Origin of the sequence: Aeromicrobium senzhongii (assembly GCF_014334735.1) — a bacterium.
Classification (GTDB): Bacteria; Actinomycetota; Actinomycetes; order Propionibacteriales; family Nocardioidaceae; genus Aeromicrobium; species Aeromicrobium senzhongii.
On record NZ_CP060587.1, the window covers coordinates 2,841,425 to 2,858,176 of the forward strand.

Genomic DNA, 16,752 nt, shown 5'->3' on the forward strand with positions numbered 1-16,752 from the left:
GGACGCCTAGTTTTCGAGTTGGTTGATGCGGTCTTGGGCGTCGGTGAGTCCGTGGGTGTCGGTGCCGGCGACGCGGTGGAACCAGGTGATGGCTTCTTGGGTGCGTCCGGCTGCGGCGAGGGTGTCGGCGTAGGCGTAGCGCAGGCGGGTGATCCAGTCGTGGCGGCTTTTGGTGTTGAGGGGTTCGGATTCGAGGAGTTGGAGGGCGGCGTCGGTTTGGCCCAGGTCGCGGCGGGCGCCGGCGATGACGATGGTGAGTTCGGTGTTGCCGGCTTCGTCGAGGGCGGCGCGGGTGGTGGGGGTGTCGTATTCGAGGGCTTTTTCGGGGCGGCCGAGGGCGCGTTCGGCGTCGGCCATCATGGGGGCGTAGTGGCCGCGGCCGGTCATGCGTTTGGCGGCGCGGAACTCGGCGAGGGCTTCGGCCCAGTTTCCGAGGGCGTAGGCGGTTTCGCCGGTGGCTTCGCGGACGAGGCCGACGCGCATGGCGCGGGCGCGGGCGGCGAGGGCGTGTTTGTGGGCCAGTTCGGGGTCTTCGTGGAGCAGGATGCCGGCCATGACGAGGTGTCGGGCGACTTTGTCGGCGAGTTTGTCGGGCAGGCCCTGGAGTTCTTGGCGGGCGAACTTGTCGAGGTCTTTGGCTGAGACGTCGTCGGGGATCGGGGGTCCGTCGTAGGTCTTCTGGGCGTCGGAGCGGTCCGGGCCGGAGGCGCGGCGGTCGCGGTTGGGGCCGCCGGTGGTGGGGCGGTTGCCGGTGGTCGAGCGCGGGCCGCCGTTGGGGCGGTTGGTGCCGGGTCGGTCGGAGTTGCGGCGGGCGCCGGACCCGGGGGTGCGGGGGCCGCCGCTGTTGGAGGGCCGGCTGCTGCCGCTGCTGGTGGGGCGTGAGCCGGAGCCAGTGGGCTTGCCGCCGCTGCTGGAGGGCCGGCTGCCGCTGCCGCTGCTGCTGGGACGCGAGGTGCCGCCGCTGCGGGAGCCGCTGGTGTTGGGGCGGTTGGAGCCGTTGCGGGATCCGCCGCTGTTGTTGTTGCGGCCTCGGCCGGCGGGGTTGCGTGATTCAGCCATGTTCTCGGGTCCTTCCGCGAGGTGTGCCCTCACGATAGGGGCACAAATGCAGCAAGGCCGCTCCCAAAGGGAGCGGCCTCGCGCTAATGATTGTCCGGCGACGTCCTACTCTCCCACACCGTCTCCAGTGCAGTACCATCGGCGCTGAAGGGCTTGACTTCCGGGTTCGGAATGTTACCGGGTATTTCCCCTTCGCCATGGTCGCCGAAACTCTATAGAGATATCAACAAGCCTTGGTGACTCTTTCGAGTCTGGCTCCCGATCATATCTCGGGAACCTCACAGTGGACGCGGTCAAACTTTGTAAGAAACAAGCCCTCGGCCTATTAGTACCGGTCAGCTCCATGCATTGCTGCACTTCTACTTCCGGCCTATCAACCCAGTGGTCTGCTGGGGGCCTTACCTGGTTAACCAGTGGGAAACCTCATCTTGAAACATGCTTCCCGCTTAGATGCTTTCAGCGGTTATCACTTCCGAACGTAGCCAACCAGCCGTGCTCTTGGCAGAACAACTGGCACACCAGAGGTTCGTCCACCCCGGTCCTCTCGTACTAGGGGCAGCCTTTCTCAAGTTTCCTACGCGCGCGGCGGATAGGGACCGAACTGTCTCACGACGTTCTAAACCCAGCTCGCGTGCCGCTTTAATGGGCGAACAGCCCAACCCTTGGGACCTGCTACGGCCCCAGGATGCGACGAGCCGACATCGAGGTGCCAAACCATCCCGTCGATATGGACTCTTGGGGAAGATCAGCCTGTTATCCCCGGGGTACCTTTTATCCGTTGAGCGACGCCGCTTCCACATGCCAGCGCCGGATCACTAGTTCCGACTTTCGTCCCTGCTCGAGCTGTCACTCTCACAGTCAAGCTCCCTTGTGCACTTACACTCGAAACCTGATTGCCAACCAGGCTGAGGGAACCTTTGAGCGCCTCCGTTACATTTTAGGAGGCAACCGCCCCAGTTAAACTACCCATCAGGCACTGTCCCTGATCCGGATAACGGACCTAGGTTAGATATCTAGTACGACCAGAGTGGTATTTCAACGTTGACTCCACCTGAACTGGCGTCCAAGCTTCACAGTCTCCCACCTATCCTACACAAGTCGAACCAAACACCAATACCAAACTATAGTAAAGGTCCCGGGGTCTTTCCGTCCTGCCGCGCGTAACGAGCATCTTTACTCGTAGTGCAATTTCGCCGAGTTCATGGTTGAGACAGCGCCCAAGTCGTTACTCCATTCGTGCAGGTCGGAACTTACCCGACAAGGAATTTCGCTACCTTAGGATGGTTATAGTTACCACCGCCGTTTACTGGGGCTTAAGTTCTGTGCTTCGCTTGCGCTAATACGTCCCCTTAACCTTCCAGCACCGGGCAGGAGTCAGTCCATATACGGCGTCTTTCGACTTAGCATGGACCTGTGTTTTTAGTAAACAGTCGCTTGGGCCTGGTCTCTGCGGCCTTCAACGCTTCTCAGAGCAAGTCTGATAACGCATCCGGCCCCCCTTCTCCCGAAGTTACGGGGGCATTTTGCCGAGTTCCTTAACCATGATTCTCTCGATCACCTTAGTATTCTCTACTTGACCACCTGAGTCGGTTTGGGGTACGGGCGGCTTTGAATCTCGCTAGATGCTTTTCTCGGCAGCATAGGATCACTCACACTCCGCTAAGCGGGTGGCATCGGCTCTCAGACATATGAGTGACGGATTTGCCTATCACTCGTCCTACGACCTTACCCGTGGACTACCATCGCCACGGATGAGCTACCTTCCTGCGTCACACCATTGCTTGCCTACTACCAGATCGGGTCATGCGCTCTGCCGCACCATTGTCTCCGAAGAGACGGAAGGTGCGGTTTCGGGCACTTAGCATCACTGGATTCAGCATGGGCGATTCAACGCCGGTACGGGAATATCAACCCGTTGTCCATCGACTACGCCTGTCGGCCTCGCCTTAGGTCCCGACTTACCCAGGGAAGATTAGCTTGACCCTGGAACCCTTGGTCATTCGGTGGAAGAGTTTCTCACTCTTCATTCGCTACTCATGCCTGCATTCTCACTCGTGTCGCATCCACGGCTGGGTTACCCCGCCGCTTCGCTCGCGACACGACGCTCCCCTACCGATCCACACGGCTGGACCACGAAGGCCTACCTCATGTGTGAATCCCATAGCTTCGGTGGATTGCTTGAGCCCCGCTAAATTGTCGGCGCGGAATTACTTGACCAGTGAGCTATTACGCACTCTTTCAAGGGTGGCTGCTTCTAAGCCAACCTCCTGGTTGTCTCTGCGACTCCACATCCTTTTCCACTTAGCAATCGCTTTGGGACCTTAGCTGATGGTCTGGGCTGTTTCCCTCTCGACAATGGAGCTTATCCCCCACTGTCTCACTGCCACGCTCTCACTTACCGGCATTCGGAGTTTGGTTGAGTTCAGTAAGCTTGTAGGCCCCCTAGCCCATCCAGTGCTCTACCTCCGGTAAGAAACGCGTGACGCTGCACCTAAATGCATTTCGGGGAGAACCAGCTATCACGGAGTTTGATTGGCCTTTCACCCCTATCCACAGCTCATCCCCCCAGTTTTTAACCTAGGTGGGTTCGGTCCTCCACGCGGTCTTACCCGCGCTTCAACCTGGCCATGGATAGATCACTCCGCTTCGGGTCTAGATCGTGCAACTCAAGCGCCCTATTCGGACTCGCTTTCGCTACGGCTACGGCACTCGCCTTAACCTTGCTACACAACGCTAACTCGCAGGCTCATTCTTCAAAAGGCACGCTGTCACAATTCCCTAAGGAACAGCTCCAACGGATTGTATGCACACGGTTTCAGGTACTATTTCACTCCCCTCCCGGGGTACTTTTCACCTTTCCCTCACGGTACTAGTCCGCTATCGGTCATCGAGGAGTATTTAGGCTTAGCGGGTGGTCCCGCCAGATTCACACCGAATTTCAGGGGTTCGGTGTTACTCGGGATGACGCACAAGAGCCATGAGCTTACGGTTACGGGGATCTCACCCTCTATGTCACGACTTTCCAGTCGGTTTCACCTTCACTCATGGTTTATGACTCTTTGACTGCTCGGCAGAACAATCTGTGCGGTCCCACAACCCCCTGGATGCAACGCCTGCCGGCTATCACACACCCAAGGTTTAGCCTAGGTCCGGTTTCGCTCGCCACTACTACCGGAATCACTATTGTTTTCTCTTCCTGTGGGTACTGAGATGTTTCACTTCCCCACGTTCCCTCCAAACGCCCTATGTGTTCAGGCGCAGGTACTCAGACTTTCCTCTGAGTGGGTTTCCCCATTCGGACACCCCCGGATCACAGCTCGGTTGTCAACTCCCCGGGGCTTTTCGCAGACTCCAACGTCCTTCATCGGCTCTCGATGCCAAGGCATCCACCATGTGCACTTAGTAGCTTGTTATTACTACAAAGATGCTCGCGTCCACTGTGAAGTTCTCAAAATACGATCGGTCCCGTACAAATTTCCACGCCTACATCATTCCGAAGAATCATGTGGTTCGTGGGGGTGTACGGTCCGAGGAATCCAACATTAGATGCTGATCCCTCAGGACCCAACAGTGTGCCTGAGTTGACGCCGTGTCCCACCGAGTTTCCACGCTCCCCCGAAGAGGAGCAGTACTGACGATGTTCCGCCGGCGACAAGCCAAATAGTCGACGTCCACTAGTGAGCTGGACCGCGTCAGACATTTGCTGACGAACGAGTCCGCCTGGACTCCACGAGGGAGCCAGATGCTCCTTAGAAAGGAGGTGATCCAGCCGCACCTTCCGGTACGGCTACCTTGTTACGACTTCGTCCCAATCGCCAGCCCCACCTTCGACAGCTCCCTCCGTAAACGGTTGGGCCACTGGCTTCGGGTGTTGCCGACTTTCATGACGTGACGGGCGGTGTGTACAAGGCCCGGGAACGTATTCACCGCAGCGTTGCTGATCTGCGATTACTAGCGACTCCGACTTCATGGGGTCGAGTTGCAGACCCCAATCCGAACTGAGACCGGCTTTTTGGGATTCGCTCCACCTCGCGGTTTCGCAGCCCATTGTACCGGCCATTGTAGCATGCTTGAAGCCCTGGACATAAGGGGCATGAAGACTTGACGTCATCCCCACCTTCCTCCGAGTTGACCCCGGCAGTCTCCTATGAGTCCCCACCATTACGTGCTGGCAACATAGGACGAGGGTTGCGCTCGTTGCGGGACTTAACCCAACATCTCACGACACGAGCTGACGACAGCCATGCACCACCTGTATACCGACCACAAGGGGGCGCCTATCTCTAGGCGTTTCCGGCATATGTCAAACCCAGGTAAGGTTCTTCGCGTTGCATCGAATTAATCAGCATGCTCCGCCGCTTGTGCGGGCCCCCGTCAATTCCTTTGAGTTTTAGCCTTGCGGCCGTACTCCCCAGGCGGGGCGCTTAATGCGTTAGCTGCGGCACGGAGACCGTGGAAGGTCCCCACACCTAGCGCCCAACGTTTACGGCATGGACTACCAGGGTATCTAATCCTGTTCGCTCCCCATGCTTTCGCTCCTCAGCGTCAGGTAATGCCCAGAGAACCGCCTTCGCCACCGGTGTTCCTCCTGATATCTGCGCATTCCACCGCTACACCAGGAATTCCGTTCTCCCCTGCATACCTCTAGTTTGCCCGTATCGTAAGCACGCTCAGGGTTGAGCCCTGAGTTTTCACTTCCGACGTGACAAACCGCCTACGAGCCCTTTACGCCCAATAATTCCGGACAACGCTCGGACCCTACGTATTACCGCGGCTGCTGGCACGTAGTTGGCCGGTCCTTCTTCTGCAGGTACCGTCACTTTCGCTTCGTCCCTGCTGAAAGAGGTTTACAACCCGAAGGCCGTCATCCCTCACGCGGCGTTGCTGGATCAGGCTTTCGCCCATTGTCCAATATTCCCCACTGCTGCCTCCCGTAGGAGTCTGGGCCGTGTCTCAGTCCCAGTGTGGCCGGTCACCCTCTCAGGCCGGCTACCCGTCGTCGCCTTGGTGAGCCATTACCTCACCAACAAGCTGATAGGCCGCGAGTCCATCCCATTCCGCCGGAGCTTTCCACCACCAGAAGATGCCTTCGGTGGTCGTATTCGGCATTAGCCAGCGTTTCCACTGGTTATTCCGATGAATGGGGCAGGTTACTCACGTGTTACTCACCCGTTCGCCGCTCGTGTACTCCCGAAGGAGCCTTACCGCTCGACTTGCATGTGTTAAGCACGCCGCCAGCGTTCGTCCTGAGCCAGGATCAAACTCTCCGTTGAAAATCTCCCACACCCGAAAGCATGGTCAACATCTAGAAAATTTGATTCCTGACAAGTTATGACTGCTGACAGTCATTAGTTGTCGGAATTGTCCCTGCGGCTCCGCGCGAAAACCAAACCACTTAAGGCCCAGAATTCCTTCGTTTGCCGCCGGGGTACTGATAATAATTCGTCGACTTTTGGCACACTGTTGAGTTCTCAAGGATCAGACGCACACCACCAACCCACCATCACTGGCAAGCCCGCAGGGCAACTCGTCTAATTTACATCGCCGTTTTCACCAGGTCAAACCCGGGTCGGTCACGATGTAGCGCTACGTTTTCCGCGGCCAGTCTCCGGCCCTCTCACGAGTGCCTGGCGTTAACCGCTTCGGTCTGCGCTTCGCTGCGCCGTTCGGTGCAACAAGAAGAACATTACATGACCCCCTGAGGGGGGTGCAAACCACCCCCCCCCTCAGTGCGTCTCAGAGCAGCGCGCGGCTGATCGGGTCGATGGCGAAATACACCACGAAAAGCAGGGCAATCAGCCACAGCAGCAGGTGCACCTGACGGGCCTTGCCCATCGCCACCTTGAGCACGACGTACGCCAGGAAGCCCGCGCCGATGCCGGCGGTGATCGAGTACGTGAAGGGCATGACGGCGATCGTCAGGAAGGCCGGGATCGCGATCTCGGCGTCCGTCCAGTCGATCCCCGTGACCTGGGTCATCATGAGGAAGCCCACGAGGACGAGAGCTGCCACCGCCGCCTCGTTCGGGATGATCTGCACGATCGGCGTGAAGACGGTCGCCAGCAGGAAGCACAGGCCGGTGACGACACTGGCCAGACCCGTGCGGGCGCCGTCGGCCACGCCGGCGGTCGACTCGACGTACGAGGTGTTGCTGGAGACGCCGGCAGCGCCGCCCACGGCGGCTGCCACGGAGTCGACGATGAGGATCCGCTGCGTTCCCTCGGGAGCGCCGTCCTTGTCGTTCAGGCCGGCCTCGGCGCCGACGGCGGTCATGGTCCCCATCGTGTCGAAGAAGTCGGCCAGCATCAGGGTGAAGACCAACAGGATCGCGGCGACCGCGCCCACCCGCTCGAACGAGCCGAACAGGTTGAACTCACCCAGCAGCGACAGGTCGGGCTTCGAGACCAGCTGGTCCGGCCACGCCGGCACGTTGAGGTTCCAGCCCTTGGAGGTCGGGTCGCCGTTGGCGCCCGGGGTGTCGGTGATCGCCTGGACGATGATCGCGACGATGGTCGTGACGACGATGCCGATGAGGATCGCGCCGGGCACCCGCCGGGCGTGCAGGCTGATCATCAACAGCAGGCCGAAGCAGAAGACCAGGACCGGCCACCCGGACAGCTCGCCACCGATGCCCATGCCGATCGGCGGGGACGCGTTGCCCGTGGCGCGCACGAAGCCGGCGTCGATGAGGCCGATCAACGTCAGGAACAGGCCGATGCCGACGGCGATCGCCGTCTTCAACTGCGCGGGCACCGCGTCGAACACGGCCTTGCGGAAGCCGGTCAGCACCAGCACGAGGATCACGATGCCCTCGAGGATGACCAGGCCCATCGCGTCGGCCCACGTCATCTGGGTCGCGACCGAGAAGGCGACGAAGGCGTTGAGGCCCAGGCCGGTGGCCAGGGCGAGGGGGAAGTTCGCGACGACCCCCATGAGGATCGTCAACAGTCCGGCGACCAGCGCCGTACACGCCGCGATCGTGGCGAATCCCGAGCCCGGCTCGGAGCCGCCTCCGAGGAACTTGCCGTCCGCGTCCGCGACACCACTGAGGATGATCGGGTTGAGGACGATGATGTAGGCCATCGTGAGGAAGGTCACGACTCCGCCGCGTACCTCCTGGCCGAACGATGAACCGCGCTGGGAGATCTTGAAGTAACGATCGAGGGTAGTCAACACGTCTGGCGATTCTGCCAAAGCCTGCAATTCCGCGGCTCATCGGGGTTCTCAGGAAGTTCTCGGGCGGCCCTCGGCGAACAGACAGGTACGCTCGCCAGACTGTTCGGCGTACGCCATCTAGAGGAAACGAGAACCCCACCCATGCGGAACCTGAAGGCCCTCCCCGTCGTCCTGCTGCTGGCCGCGGCCCCCTTGGCCGCCTGCAGCTCCAGCGACGACGACAAGGACGACGCGAAGAAGGCGGACTGCACCGAATACCCGTCCGGCACGTCCAGCGAGGCCGTGAAGGTCAGCGGCGAGTTCGGCAAGCCCGGCCCGAAGGCGACGTTCACGACGCCGCTCACCGTCAAGGCCGACGACCTGCAGCGCACCGTCGTCGACGAGGGCAAGGGCGACGACACGGCCGAGGGCGAGCAGGTCGAGGCCGTCATCACGGTCTTCAACGGCCGCACCGGCAAGCAGGCCCTCAGCGAGCAGGCCACGCTGACCGCCGGCGACGACAAGACGTTCGAGGCGTTCCGCGCCGGCATCGAGTGCGTGCCCGTCGGCTCGCGGGTCGTCACCACCGTCGTGGCCTCCGACGTCTACGGCGACCAGGGCTACCCCGACCTCGACATCAAGCCCGATGACTCGTTGGTGGTCGTGACCGACGTCGTGGACGTCCGCGAGGAGGTCAAGGCCAAGGAGTGGAAGAAGGACGTCCCGGAGGTCTCCCTGGAGGGCGACGAGCCGCAGGTCACCCTGCCCACGACCGCTCCCCCGAAGGACGTCCTGGTCAAGGTGCTGAAGGAGGGGGACGGCAAGAAGGTGAAGGCCGGCGACGTCCTCACCGTCAACTACCAGGGACGCACCTGGGAGGACAACGGCAAGGTCTTCCAGCAGACCTTCGGCAAGGACGGGCAGCCGGCGCAGCTGAGCACCGACCAGGTCGTGCAGGGCTTCAAGGCCGGGCTGATCGGACAGAAGGTCGGCTCGACCGTCCTCATCACGATGCCGCCGGAGTACGGCTTCGGCGCCGAGGCCTCGAAGGAGAACCCGCTCGCGGGCAAGTCCGTGGTGTTCGTCGTCGAGATCGTCTCGATCGACTCGTGACCGCGTCGCGGCGTCAGAAGAACCCTTCTGGCGCCGCGACCATCGAGTCCGACCCCCGGAACGGCTCCGCCGCCGCCGCGATCTGCCCCAGCAGCGCCGTCCACCAGGCCTCGTCGCGCTCGGTGCGCGCCTCGTCCCACGTGTCGCCCTGACCGTCGATCCCCTCGCGCAGGATGTCGAGATGCCCGGCGTGCTGCGCGGTCTCGGAGATCAGGTGCACCAGCAGTCGGTCGAACGTGGTGTCGCCCTCCGACCACCACGGCACCGTGGCCGGAGAGTCGATCGGCAGAGTGGCGGCGGCGCGCTCGGTGTGCGCTGCGGCGGCGACGTAGAGGGAGATCACCGACTCCGCGCTCTCGTCGGCCGCCAGCCACAGGTCGGCGTTGGTCGCCTCGTCCGCGTCCTTCCACGGCGTCCCGAGGTCGCAGGGGAATCCCGCACAGTCCGAGACGTACTCGAGCTCGACGAGCGCCAGGTGCTTGACCACTCCCAGCAGATTCGTCCCCGTCCGGGTCAGCGGACGCCGGGCGTCGTACTCGGAGACACCGTGCACGGCCCGCAGGACGGCGCGGCGGTCACGGCGCAGGTAGTGCAGGCACGTCTGTCGATCGATCATCGGCTCTGGCTCCACTCGGGATCGCGGCCGATGAAGCCCATGAGCCGCACCACCGCGTCCCGTTCGGGGGGCACCGGGACGGCCGGGCCGTACTGCCCGGAGTCCCGCAGCAGCTGCTCGTGTGGACGCATGCCCTCGAGGACCTGCGCGCACTCGACCGGGTCCAGTCCGGACGGGACGCCCGCCGACTCCGCCAGGTCCCACGAATGCATCAGCACGTCCGTCGTGTAGAACCGGTCGATCACGGCGTCGAGCGGATCGGTGCCCAGTTGCGGATGCGTGAAGTCCTGCGCCGCGGCGGGCGACTCGAGCAGGGCCTGGATCTCGGCGGCGTGGGCGTGCCACGTGCCGGCCGGATCACCGGAGTCGACCTGACGGGCCAGGTCGATCCCGCCGGCCCTCAGGAATCCCTGCGACCACGTCACGAGGTGCAGGACCACGTCACGGGCCTGCCACTGCGGAACGGGCGTGGGAGCGTCCCAGTCCCGGATGTGCTCGACCACGGCTCCGAAGCCCTCGGCGATCCGACGATGGCGATCGGCCGGCGCGCGGCCCGGTGAGACGTCCTGTGGTGTGGGCATCCTGTCCTCCTCCGACGACTGGGACCAGTCGACCCCCCGCGAGGACGGACGTCAAGGCACGACCACCACGGCGCGCGCCCTTGATCGGCTCACTCCCGCGCGAGACGGTGGGCGACGTGACCGAACTGCACGAACTGGACGCACACGACCTGGCCGCCACGATCGCGCGGGGCGACGTCTCCTGCGTCGAGGTGACCCGACACTTCCTGGAGCGGGTCGAGGCCGACGAGCTCGGCGCGTTCGTCACCGTCACGCCCGAGCGCGCCCTGGCTCGCGCGGCGGACCTCGACACGATGACCGAGCGGCCGGCGTTCGCGGGCGTCCCCACCGCTTTCAAGGACCTCACGATGACGGCCGGCGTGCCGACGTCGATGGGGTCGCGGCTGATGGCCGAGAACGTGCCGGACCACAACGCGCACGTCGTGGACCTCGTCGAGGCCGCCGGTTTCGTCAGCCTCGGCAAGACGAACACCCCCGAGTTCGGTCTCAGCTCCTACACCGACAACGACGTCGTCGGACCGGCCCGCGCCCCGGCCGACCCTCGGCTGAACGCCGGCGGCTCGAGCGGCGGCGCGGCGGCCGCCGTCGGATCCGGTCTGTTGCCGTGGGCGCCGGGCAGCGACGGAGGCGGCTCCATCCGCATCCCGGCCTCCTGCTGCGGGGTGATCGGGTTCAAGCCCTCACGCGGGCGGGTCGGAGCGGGTCCGGACTCCGCCACGTGGAACGGTCTGGCGACCGACGGCGTCCTCGCGCGCTCGGTGCGCGACGTGGCGGCCGTGCTCGACCTGCTCGCCCGGCCGGTCCCGGGCTCGTCCCGGGTCTGGCCCGCCCCGTCGGTCACGTTCGCCGAGTCGACCACCCGGGACCCCGGCCGACTCCGGATCGCCAGCTGGACCGACCCCTACCTCGACTTCGCCACGGCCTCCCCCGGCTCCGTCGCCGCCGTCGAGGCCGCTCGCGACGCGCTCGCCGCGCTGGGTCACGAGATCGTCGAGATCGCGAACCCCTGGCCCGCGGAGCTGGAACAGCAGTTCAACGTGGTCTGGTCGGCCGGCATGGCCTCGGTCCCGCTGCCGGACGCGGCGATCGCGCAACTGCGGCCCACCACCCGCTACTGGTACGAGCGCGGCGGACGGGCGTCGGCTCCGGAGCTGGCGGCAGCGCTGACCCACCTCGAGCTCACCACGGCGGCGGTCAACGCCTCACTGGCCGACATCGACCTGTTCCTGACCCCGACCCTCGCGCTGCCGCCCCAGCCCCACGCCTGGTTCACAGAGTCGGGCGACCCCGCCGAGGACCACCGGCGCGAGCTGCTGTTCACCCCGTACACGGCGTTGATGAACATGAGCGGCCAACCGGCGGTCAGCGTGCCGGGCCACGTGCACGAGGGCCTGCCCGTCGGTGTGATGATCGCCGGCCACGTGGGGGCCGACGCACTCGTGCTGCAGGTCGCCGATCAGTTGGTCAGTCGCGCGCGGTCATGATGATCGGGTCACCCTCGGTGATCGCGATCGTGTGCTCACTGTGCGCGCCGCGGGAGCCATCGGCGCTGCGGATCGTCCAACCGTCGTCGTCCATGCGGATCTCGTCGGTGGAGGCCAGGAACCACGGCTCGATCGCGATGACGAGACCCGGCTTCAGCGGGAAGCCCCGACCGGCCTTGCCGTCGTTCGAGATGTGCGGGTCGCCGTGCATCGTGCGCCCGACGCCGTGTCCCCCGAACTGCGTGTTGACCGGGTAGCCGTACTCGCGGGCCGTCTCGCCGATGACCGCGCTGATGTCGCCGACCTTCTTGCCGGGCCGAGCGACCTCGATCGCACGCGCCAACGCCACCTCGGTGGCCTCGATCAGACGCAGGTCCTCGTCGCGGGGTGTGCCGACGACCCTGCTGACGGCGGAGTCGCAGACCCAGCCGTCGACCGCGACCGCGAAGTCGAAGCTGACCAGGTCGCCGTCGCGCAGCTTGTAGCGGTGCGGCAGTCCGTGCAGCACGGCGTCGTTCACGCTGGTGCACAGCACGTAACCGAACGGGCCCCGGCCGAACGACGGCGCGTAGTCGATGTAGCACGACTCGGCGCCTCGATCACGGATCATGCGGTGAGCCAGGGCGTCGAGCTCGATCAGGTCCGTCCCCACGTCCGCCGTCTCGACCAAGGTGGTCAGGACATCGGCGACGAAGCGACCGGCCGGCCGCATCTCGTCGATCTGGGTGGGGGTCAGCAGCTCGATCGCCATGGACCCAGCCTACGGACTGCGGTCAGCGGCGGACCCGGAAGGTCGCGGCGTACGAGCCGCTGATCTTGCCCGGAGCGACGACACCGGCCCGGCGCTGTGACACGCCCTTGGACTTGCGCAGCTTCCACTTCCACTGCGCCGACACGTCCGCACGATCGACGCGCACCAACGCGTCGAGCCTCTCGAGCAAAGAGGCGAAGGTGCCCGGCCCGGTGCCCTCCGTGCCGAAGTCGGGGCAGACGACCTCACCGTCGTCGAGCTTGATGCACTCGTCCTCGTCGCCGTCCTCTGACGCGCGCGCCGCGAAGGCGATCTGGGCCCGACCGACCGCGTTCCGACCGATCTTGAACGACTTGACGGGGCCGGTCGAGGTGCCGCGAGGACGCCCGTTGACGTACTGGCGGTAGACGGGGCGCACCTTCACCGTGCGGCCGGCCTTGACCGACGAGCCGCGGAGCTTGACCCACTTCTTGCCCGTCCAGCGCTGGGCGCCCGAGAAGCGGTAGGTGATCGCGGCGTCGCTGAGCAGGGTGAGGGTCGAGCTGACCGAGGTGATGGAGGCGTCCGCCAGGTCCGTGGAGGCGATGGCGGCGACGTCGTTGCCGATGTCGGTGCTGATCTCGTCGGCCAGCTCGCCGGAGTTGGCGTAGACCTGCGAGTTCGACAGGCTGCCGGTGCGGCCGTTCGCGAGGCGGTAGCCGATCCGCCACGAGAGCTTGGCCGTGCCGATGCCCAGGTTGTCCAGGACGTCCTGCACCGCGTAGGCGGGACCGTACGCCGCACCGAACGGGGCCACGGCGGGGTCGACCACACTGCCGCGGTAGGAGCCGAGCGTCGTCCCGGCGGCGTTGCGGACGTGCGTCACGACCGGGAACCCGCGGATCAGGCCGACCTGGCCCTTGACGCCGGAAAACCCGTCCGTCGTGATCGTGCCGATCTGCCGTCCCACCTTGCCGACCTGCTTGTACGAGCCGTAGACGCCGGTGGCGTCCGGCGCCACGAGCGCGGCCGAGGCGTTGTGCATCGACAGCGACGTCGGTCCGGCGAAGTCCATCGGGTGGCCGAAGGCCCACACCGTCGAGCCGCAGATCGCGGTCACCGTGCCCACCGCGCCGGCGAACAGGTCGCCGGTCGTGTAGCCGACGGCGATGTTGCCGCCGGGCACGAGCGGCAGGTCCAGACCCGACGGGGCCGCGACGGCACCGAAGCCGCCGGCTCGCACCGAGCGAGCCGATGCGGAGTCGGCCGGGACGCGCGCCAGCGTGCGGTTCGCCAGCGCATTGGCGGCGTTGCCACCGGCGACGACCCGGACCGCCTTGAGCTGCCGCGCGGAGTGACCGGCCACCGAGCTGGACGTCCGGGCCGACGCGCCGCGCAGCGCGGTGCGCTTGATCTTGAGGGAGGCCGGGGCCTTCAACCGGTCGGTGCCCAGCCGCTTCATGGCGTACGCCGGGGTGATGCCCGCGATCGCGATGTTGTCGGGCGTGAGCCCGTAGGCCACCGCTCCGATCAGGCGGCCGTCCGGCAGGTAGACGGGCGATCCCGACATGCCGGCCCAGATCCCCGCCGGCGTGGCGTCGGCCGGCGTCGACGCCCGGTCGATCCCGGCGCCCTTGAGCGAGAACAGGAGCATGTCCGTGCCACCGTCGGCCGCGCCGAGCGCGTTGTCGACCGCGCCGACGAACGTGCCCGTGAACTCGACCGGGGTCGTGCCCTTGACCACCGTCAGGCCCCGGACCACCGTCGAGTCGTCGAAGGCCTCCGTCTCGGCCTTCGGGACCATCGGCTGGGTGCCGTCCGAGCAGAACGCCGCGTCCTCAGGCGCCGCGTGCGCCGCCGGCGCGACCAAGGTGGTCGCGGCGACGCCCGCGAGGACGGCGCCGGCAAGCAGGCGCAGGGACGAACGGTTCATCGGAAACCCCCGTAGACGGACACAAGTCGGATGATCGTACCGACGCGGAGGGGGCGCGCGGCGCTGATCGGCGAATCAGCCGCCGAGCGTCGTCCTGAACCGTTGCATCCCGGTGACCCAGTGGTCGGTGTCCTGCGCCTTGCGGGCGTACATCGTGCCCACCGACTCGTGCGGGAGCGCCAGCAACCGACCGGTGTCGATCGCCTCGAGCAGCACTCGGGCGGCCTCCTGCGCCGTCAGCGTCTCACCGGCCGCGCTGACCGAGGCGTGCGCCAGGCGACCCTCTGGATCCGTGACCGTCTCGCCGGCCTCGGCCATGGGCGTGGCCACGCCCATGGGGCACAGCGCGGCGACCTGGACACCCCTGTCGCCATACGTCGCGGCGAGCCACTCGGCGAAGCCGACCGCGGCGCGCTTCGTCACGGCGTAGGTGGGCGAGCCCAACTGCGTCAGCAGGCCGGCCGCCGAGGCGGTGACGGCGAAGACGCCCGGATTCTCCACGCTCCAGCGCGGGACGAGCGCGCGAGCGGCGCGGACGTGGGCCATGACGTTGACGTCCCACGACAGCGACCAGTCGAACTCGTCGGCCGCCAGCCCGAAGCCGCGGAAGACACCGGCGTTCGCGACGTAGAGGTCGATCCCGCCGAGTTCCGCGTCCGCCTTCTCGATCAGCGCCGCGATGCCGGGCTCGGCTGCCACGTCGCCGGCGATCCAGGGCTGGCCGAGACGCTCCCCGGCCTCCGCCAGGCGCTGCTCGTCGAGATCCGCGAGCAACACCCGGTCGCCCCGCTCGACGAGCGCCTCGGCGATGGCCAGCCCGATGCCGCCCGCGGCACCGGTGACGACGCAGCGCCGGCTCATCGCAGGCCCTGCCGCTTCAGCTCCGCCTTGGCCAACGAGTTCTTGTGCACCTCGTCGGGGCCGTCGGCGAACCGCAGCGTGCGGATGCCGGCGTACATCTCGGCCAACGGGAAGTCCTGGCTCAGGCCGCCGCCGCCGTGGGTCTGGATCGCCTTGTCGAGGATCCACTCCACGGTCCGCGGGGTGGCGATCTTGATCGCCTGGATCTCGGTGTGAGCACCCCGGTTGCCGACCGTGTCCATCAGCCACGCGGTCTTGAGGACGAGCAGGCGCAACTGCTCGATGCGCACCCGCGACTCGGCGATCCAGTCGCGGATGACGCCCTGGTCGGCGAGCGGCTTGCCGAACGCCGTACGGCTCTGCGCCCGCTGGCACATCAGCTCGATGGCCCGCTCGGCGATGCCGATCGAGCGCATGCAGTGGTGGATGCGTCCAGGTCCGAGGCGGGCCTGGGCGATCGCGAAGCCGTCGCCCTCGCCGGCGATGAGGTTCGTGACGGGCACGCGCACGTCGGTGAACCGCAGCTCGGCATGGCCGCCGTGGTCGCGATCGTGGTAGCCGAACACATGCATGCCGCGGACGATCTCCAGGCCCGGGGTGTCGCGCGGGACCAGGATCTGCGACTGCTGGCGGTGCCGCGCGGCCGTCGGATCGGTCTTGCCCATGACGATGAAGACCTGGGCCCGGGGGTTCATGGCCCCGGTGATCCACCACTTGCGGCCGTTGATGACGTACTCGTCACCGTCGCGCACGATCGAGGTCTCGATGTTCGTGGCGTCACTGGACGCGACGTCGGGCTCGGTCATGGCGAAGGCCGACCGGATCTCGCCGGCGAGCAGCGGCTCGAGCCACTGCTTCTTCTGCTCGTCGGTGCCGAACTCGTTCAGCACCTCCATGTTGCCGGTGTCGGGGGCGGCGCAGTTGGTCGCCGGAGGCGCCAGCTGGATGCTGCGACCCTGGATCTCGGCCAGCGGCGCGTACTGCAGGTTGGTCAGGCCGGCACCGCCCTCGCCGGGCAGGAACAGGTTCCACAGACCCCGCTTCTTCGCCTCGACCTTCAGGTCCTCGATCACGGCCGGGATGTCCCACACGTCGTTCGCGTAGTTGGCCTGGATCTGCTCGTGCGCGAGTGGTTCGGCCGGGTGAACGACCTCGTCCATGAAGGACTGCATGCGCGCGATGAGGTCCTGGGTCTTGTCGTCGAAGGCGAAGTCCATGGA

At 65.4% G+C, this 16,752-nt stretch carries 10 protein-coding genes and 3 rRNA genes; 2 read left to right on the forward strand and 11 right to left on the reverse strand.

The genetic code is table 11. From position 1 onward, the window contains the following. Positions 1–6: 6 nt before the first annotated feature. The 5 genes from H9L21_RS15560 to H9L21_RS13970 form a co-directional block, all read right to left on the reverse strand. Positions 7–1,059: a tetratricopeptide repeat protein gene (locus tag H9L21_RS15560; protein ID WP_154596405.1), complete on the reverse strand. Its 1,053-nt coding sequence runs from the start codon at positions 1,057–1,059 to the stop codon at positions 7–9. A gap of 92 nt (positions 1,060–1,151) precedes the next feature. Then, positions 1,152–1,268, reverse strand: a 5S ribosomal RNA gene (gene rrf / locus H9L21_RS13955). A gap of 96 nt (positions 1,269–1,364) precedes the next feature. Next, a 23S ribosomal RNA gene (locus H9L21_RS13960) occupies positions 1,365–4,472 on the reverse strand. Between the two features lie 340 nt (positions 4,473–4,812). Next, positions 4,813–6,332, reverse strand: a 16S ribosomal RNA gene (locus tag H9L21_RS13965). Together the 16S, 23S and 5S rRNA genes form the textbook arrangement of a ribosomal RNA operon. A gap of 463 nt (positions 6,333–6,795) precedes the next feature. Further along, complete coding sequence (locus H9L21_RS13970; protein ID WP_187411584.1) at positions 6,796–8,235, reverse strand: NCS2 family permease; 1,440 nt, start codon at positions 8,233–8,235, stop codon at positions 6,796–6,798. A 141-nt stretch (positions 8,236–8,376) separates the two neighbouring features. Here H9L21_RS13970 and H9L21_RS13975 point away from each other — a divergent pair, with 141 nt between their 5' ends. After that, positions 8,377–9,327, forward strand: a complete 951-nt coding sequence (locus tag H9L21_RS13975) for an FKBP-type peptidyl-prolyl cis-trans isomerase (RefSeq protein WP_154597505.1) — start codon at positions 8,377–8,379, stop codon at positions 9,325–9,327. Between the two features lie 13 nt (positions 9,328–9,340). Here the strand turns inward: H9L21_RS13975 and H9L21_RS13980 are convergent, their stop codons facing one another. After that, complete coding sequence (locus tag H9L21_RS13980) at positions 9,341–9,943, reverse strand: DinB family protein (protein ID WP_154597504.1); 603 nt, start codon at positions 9,941–9,943, stop codon at positions 9,341–9,343. Beyond that, positions 9,940–10,524, reverse strand: a complete 585-nt coding sequence (locus H9L21_RS13985; protein ID WP_154597503.1) for a maleylpyruvate isomerase N-terminal domain-containing protein — start codon at positions 10,522–10,524, stop codon at positions 9,940–9,942. Before H9L21_RS13985 ends, H9L21_RS13980 begins: the two co-directional genes overlap by 4 nt. Before the next feature lie 116 nt (positions 10,525–10,640). Between H9L21_RS13985 and H9L21_RS13990 the strand changes: the two genes are divergently transcribed. Then, positions 10,641–12,008: an amidase gene (locus H9L21_RS13990; protein ID WP_187411585.1), complete on the forward strand. Its 1,368-nt coding sequence runs from the start codon at positions 10,641–10,643 to the stop codon at positions 12,006–12,008. Here H9L21_RS13990 and map read toward each other — a convergent pair. The 4 genes from map to H9L21_RS14010 form a co-directional block, all read right to left on the reverse strand. Then, positions 11,989–12,759 carry a type I methionyl aminopeptidase gene (gene map / locus H9L21_RS13995; RefSeq protein WP_154597501.1) on the reverse strand — a complete coding sequence of 257 codons (771 nt, stop codon included), beginning with the start codon at positions 12,757–12,759 and terminating at the stop codon, positions 11,989–11,991. The two genes, H9L21_RS13990 and map, sit on opposite strands and share 20 nt — an antisense overlap. A 22-nt stretch (positions 12,760–12,781) precedes the next feature. Beyond that, on the reverse strand, positions 12,782–14,671 hold the full coding sequence (locus H9L21_RS14000) for a hypothetical protein (RefSeq protein ID WP_154597500.1): 1,890 nt from the start codon (positions 14,669–14,671) through the stop codon (positions 12,782–12,784). Positions 14,672–14,746: 75 nt separating this feature from the next. Beyond that, the gene (locus H9L21_RS14005; protein ID WP_154597499.1) at positions 14,747–15,532 is read right to left on the reverse strand and encodes an SDR family oxidoreductase; all 786 of its coding nucleotides are present in this window, start codon (positions 15,530–15,532) and stop codon (positions 14,747–14,749) included. After that, a complete protein-coding gene (locus H9L21_RS14010; protein WP_154597498.1) occupies positions 15,529–16,749 on the reverse strand; it encodes an acyl-CoA dehydrogenase family protein in 1,221 nt (406 codons plus the stop codon). Before H9L21_RS14010 ends, H9L21_RS14005 begins: the two co-directional genes overlap by 4 nt. Between the last annotated feature and the right edge of the window lie 3 nt (positions 16,750–16,752).

Coding starts and splice junctions, on each gene's coding strand:
- H9L21_RS15560 (WP_154596405.1), bottom strand. CDS start 1,059: ATGGCTGAATCACGCAACCCCGCCGGCCGAGGCCGCAACAACAACAGC.
- H9L21_RS13975 (WP_154597505.1), top strand. CDS start 8,377: ATGCGGAACCTGAAGGCCCTCCCCGTCGTCCTGCTGCTGGCCGCGGCC.
- H9L21_RS13980 (WP_154597504.1), bottom strand. CDS start 9,943: ATGATCGATCGACAGACGTGCCTGCACTACCTGCGCCGTGACCGCCGC.
- H9L21_RS13985 (WP_154597503.1), bottom strand. CDS start 10,524: ATGCCCACACCACAGGACGTCTCACCGGGCCGCGCGCCGGCCGATCGC.
- map (WP_154597501.1), bottom strand. CDS start 12,759: ATGGCGATCGAGCTGCTGACCCCCACCCAGATCGACGAGATGCGGCCG.
- H9L21_RS14000 (WP_154597500.1), bottom strand. CDS start 14,671: ATGAACCGTTCGTCCCTGCGCCTGCTTGCCGGCGCCGTCCTCGCGGGC.
- H9L21_RS14005 (WP_154597499.1), bottom strand. CDS start 15,532: ATGAGCCGGCGCTGCGTCGTCACCGGTGCCGCGGGCGGCATCGGGCTG.
- H9L21_RS14010 (WP_154597498.1), bottom strand. CDS start 16,749: ATGGACTTCGCCTTCGACGACAAGACCCAGGACCTCATCGCGCGCATG.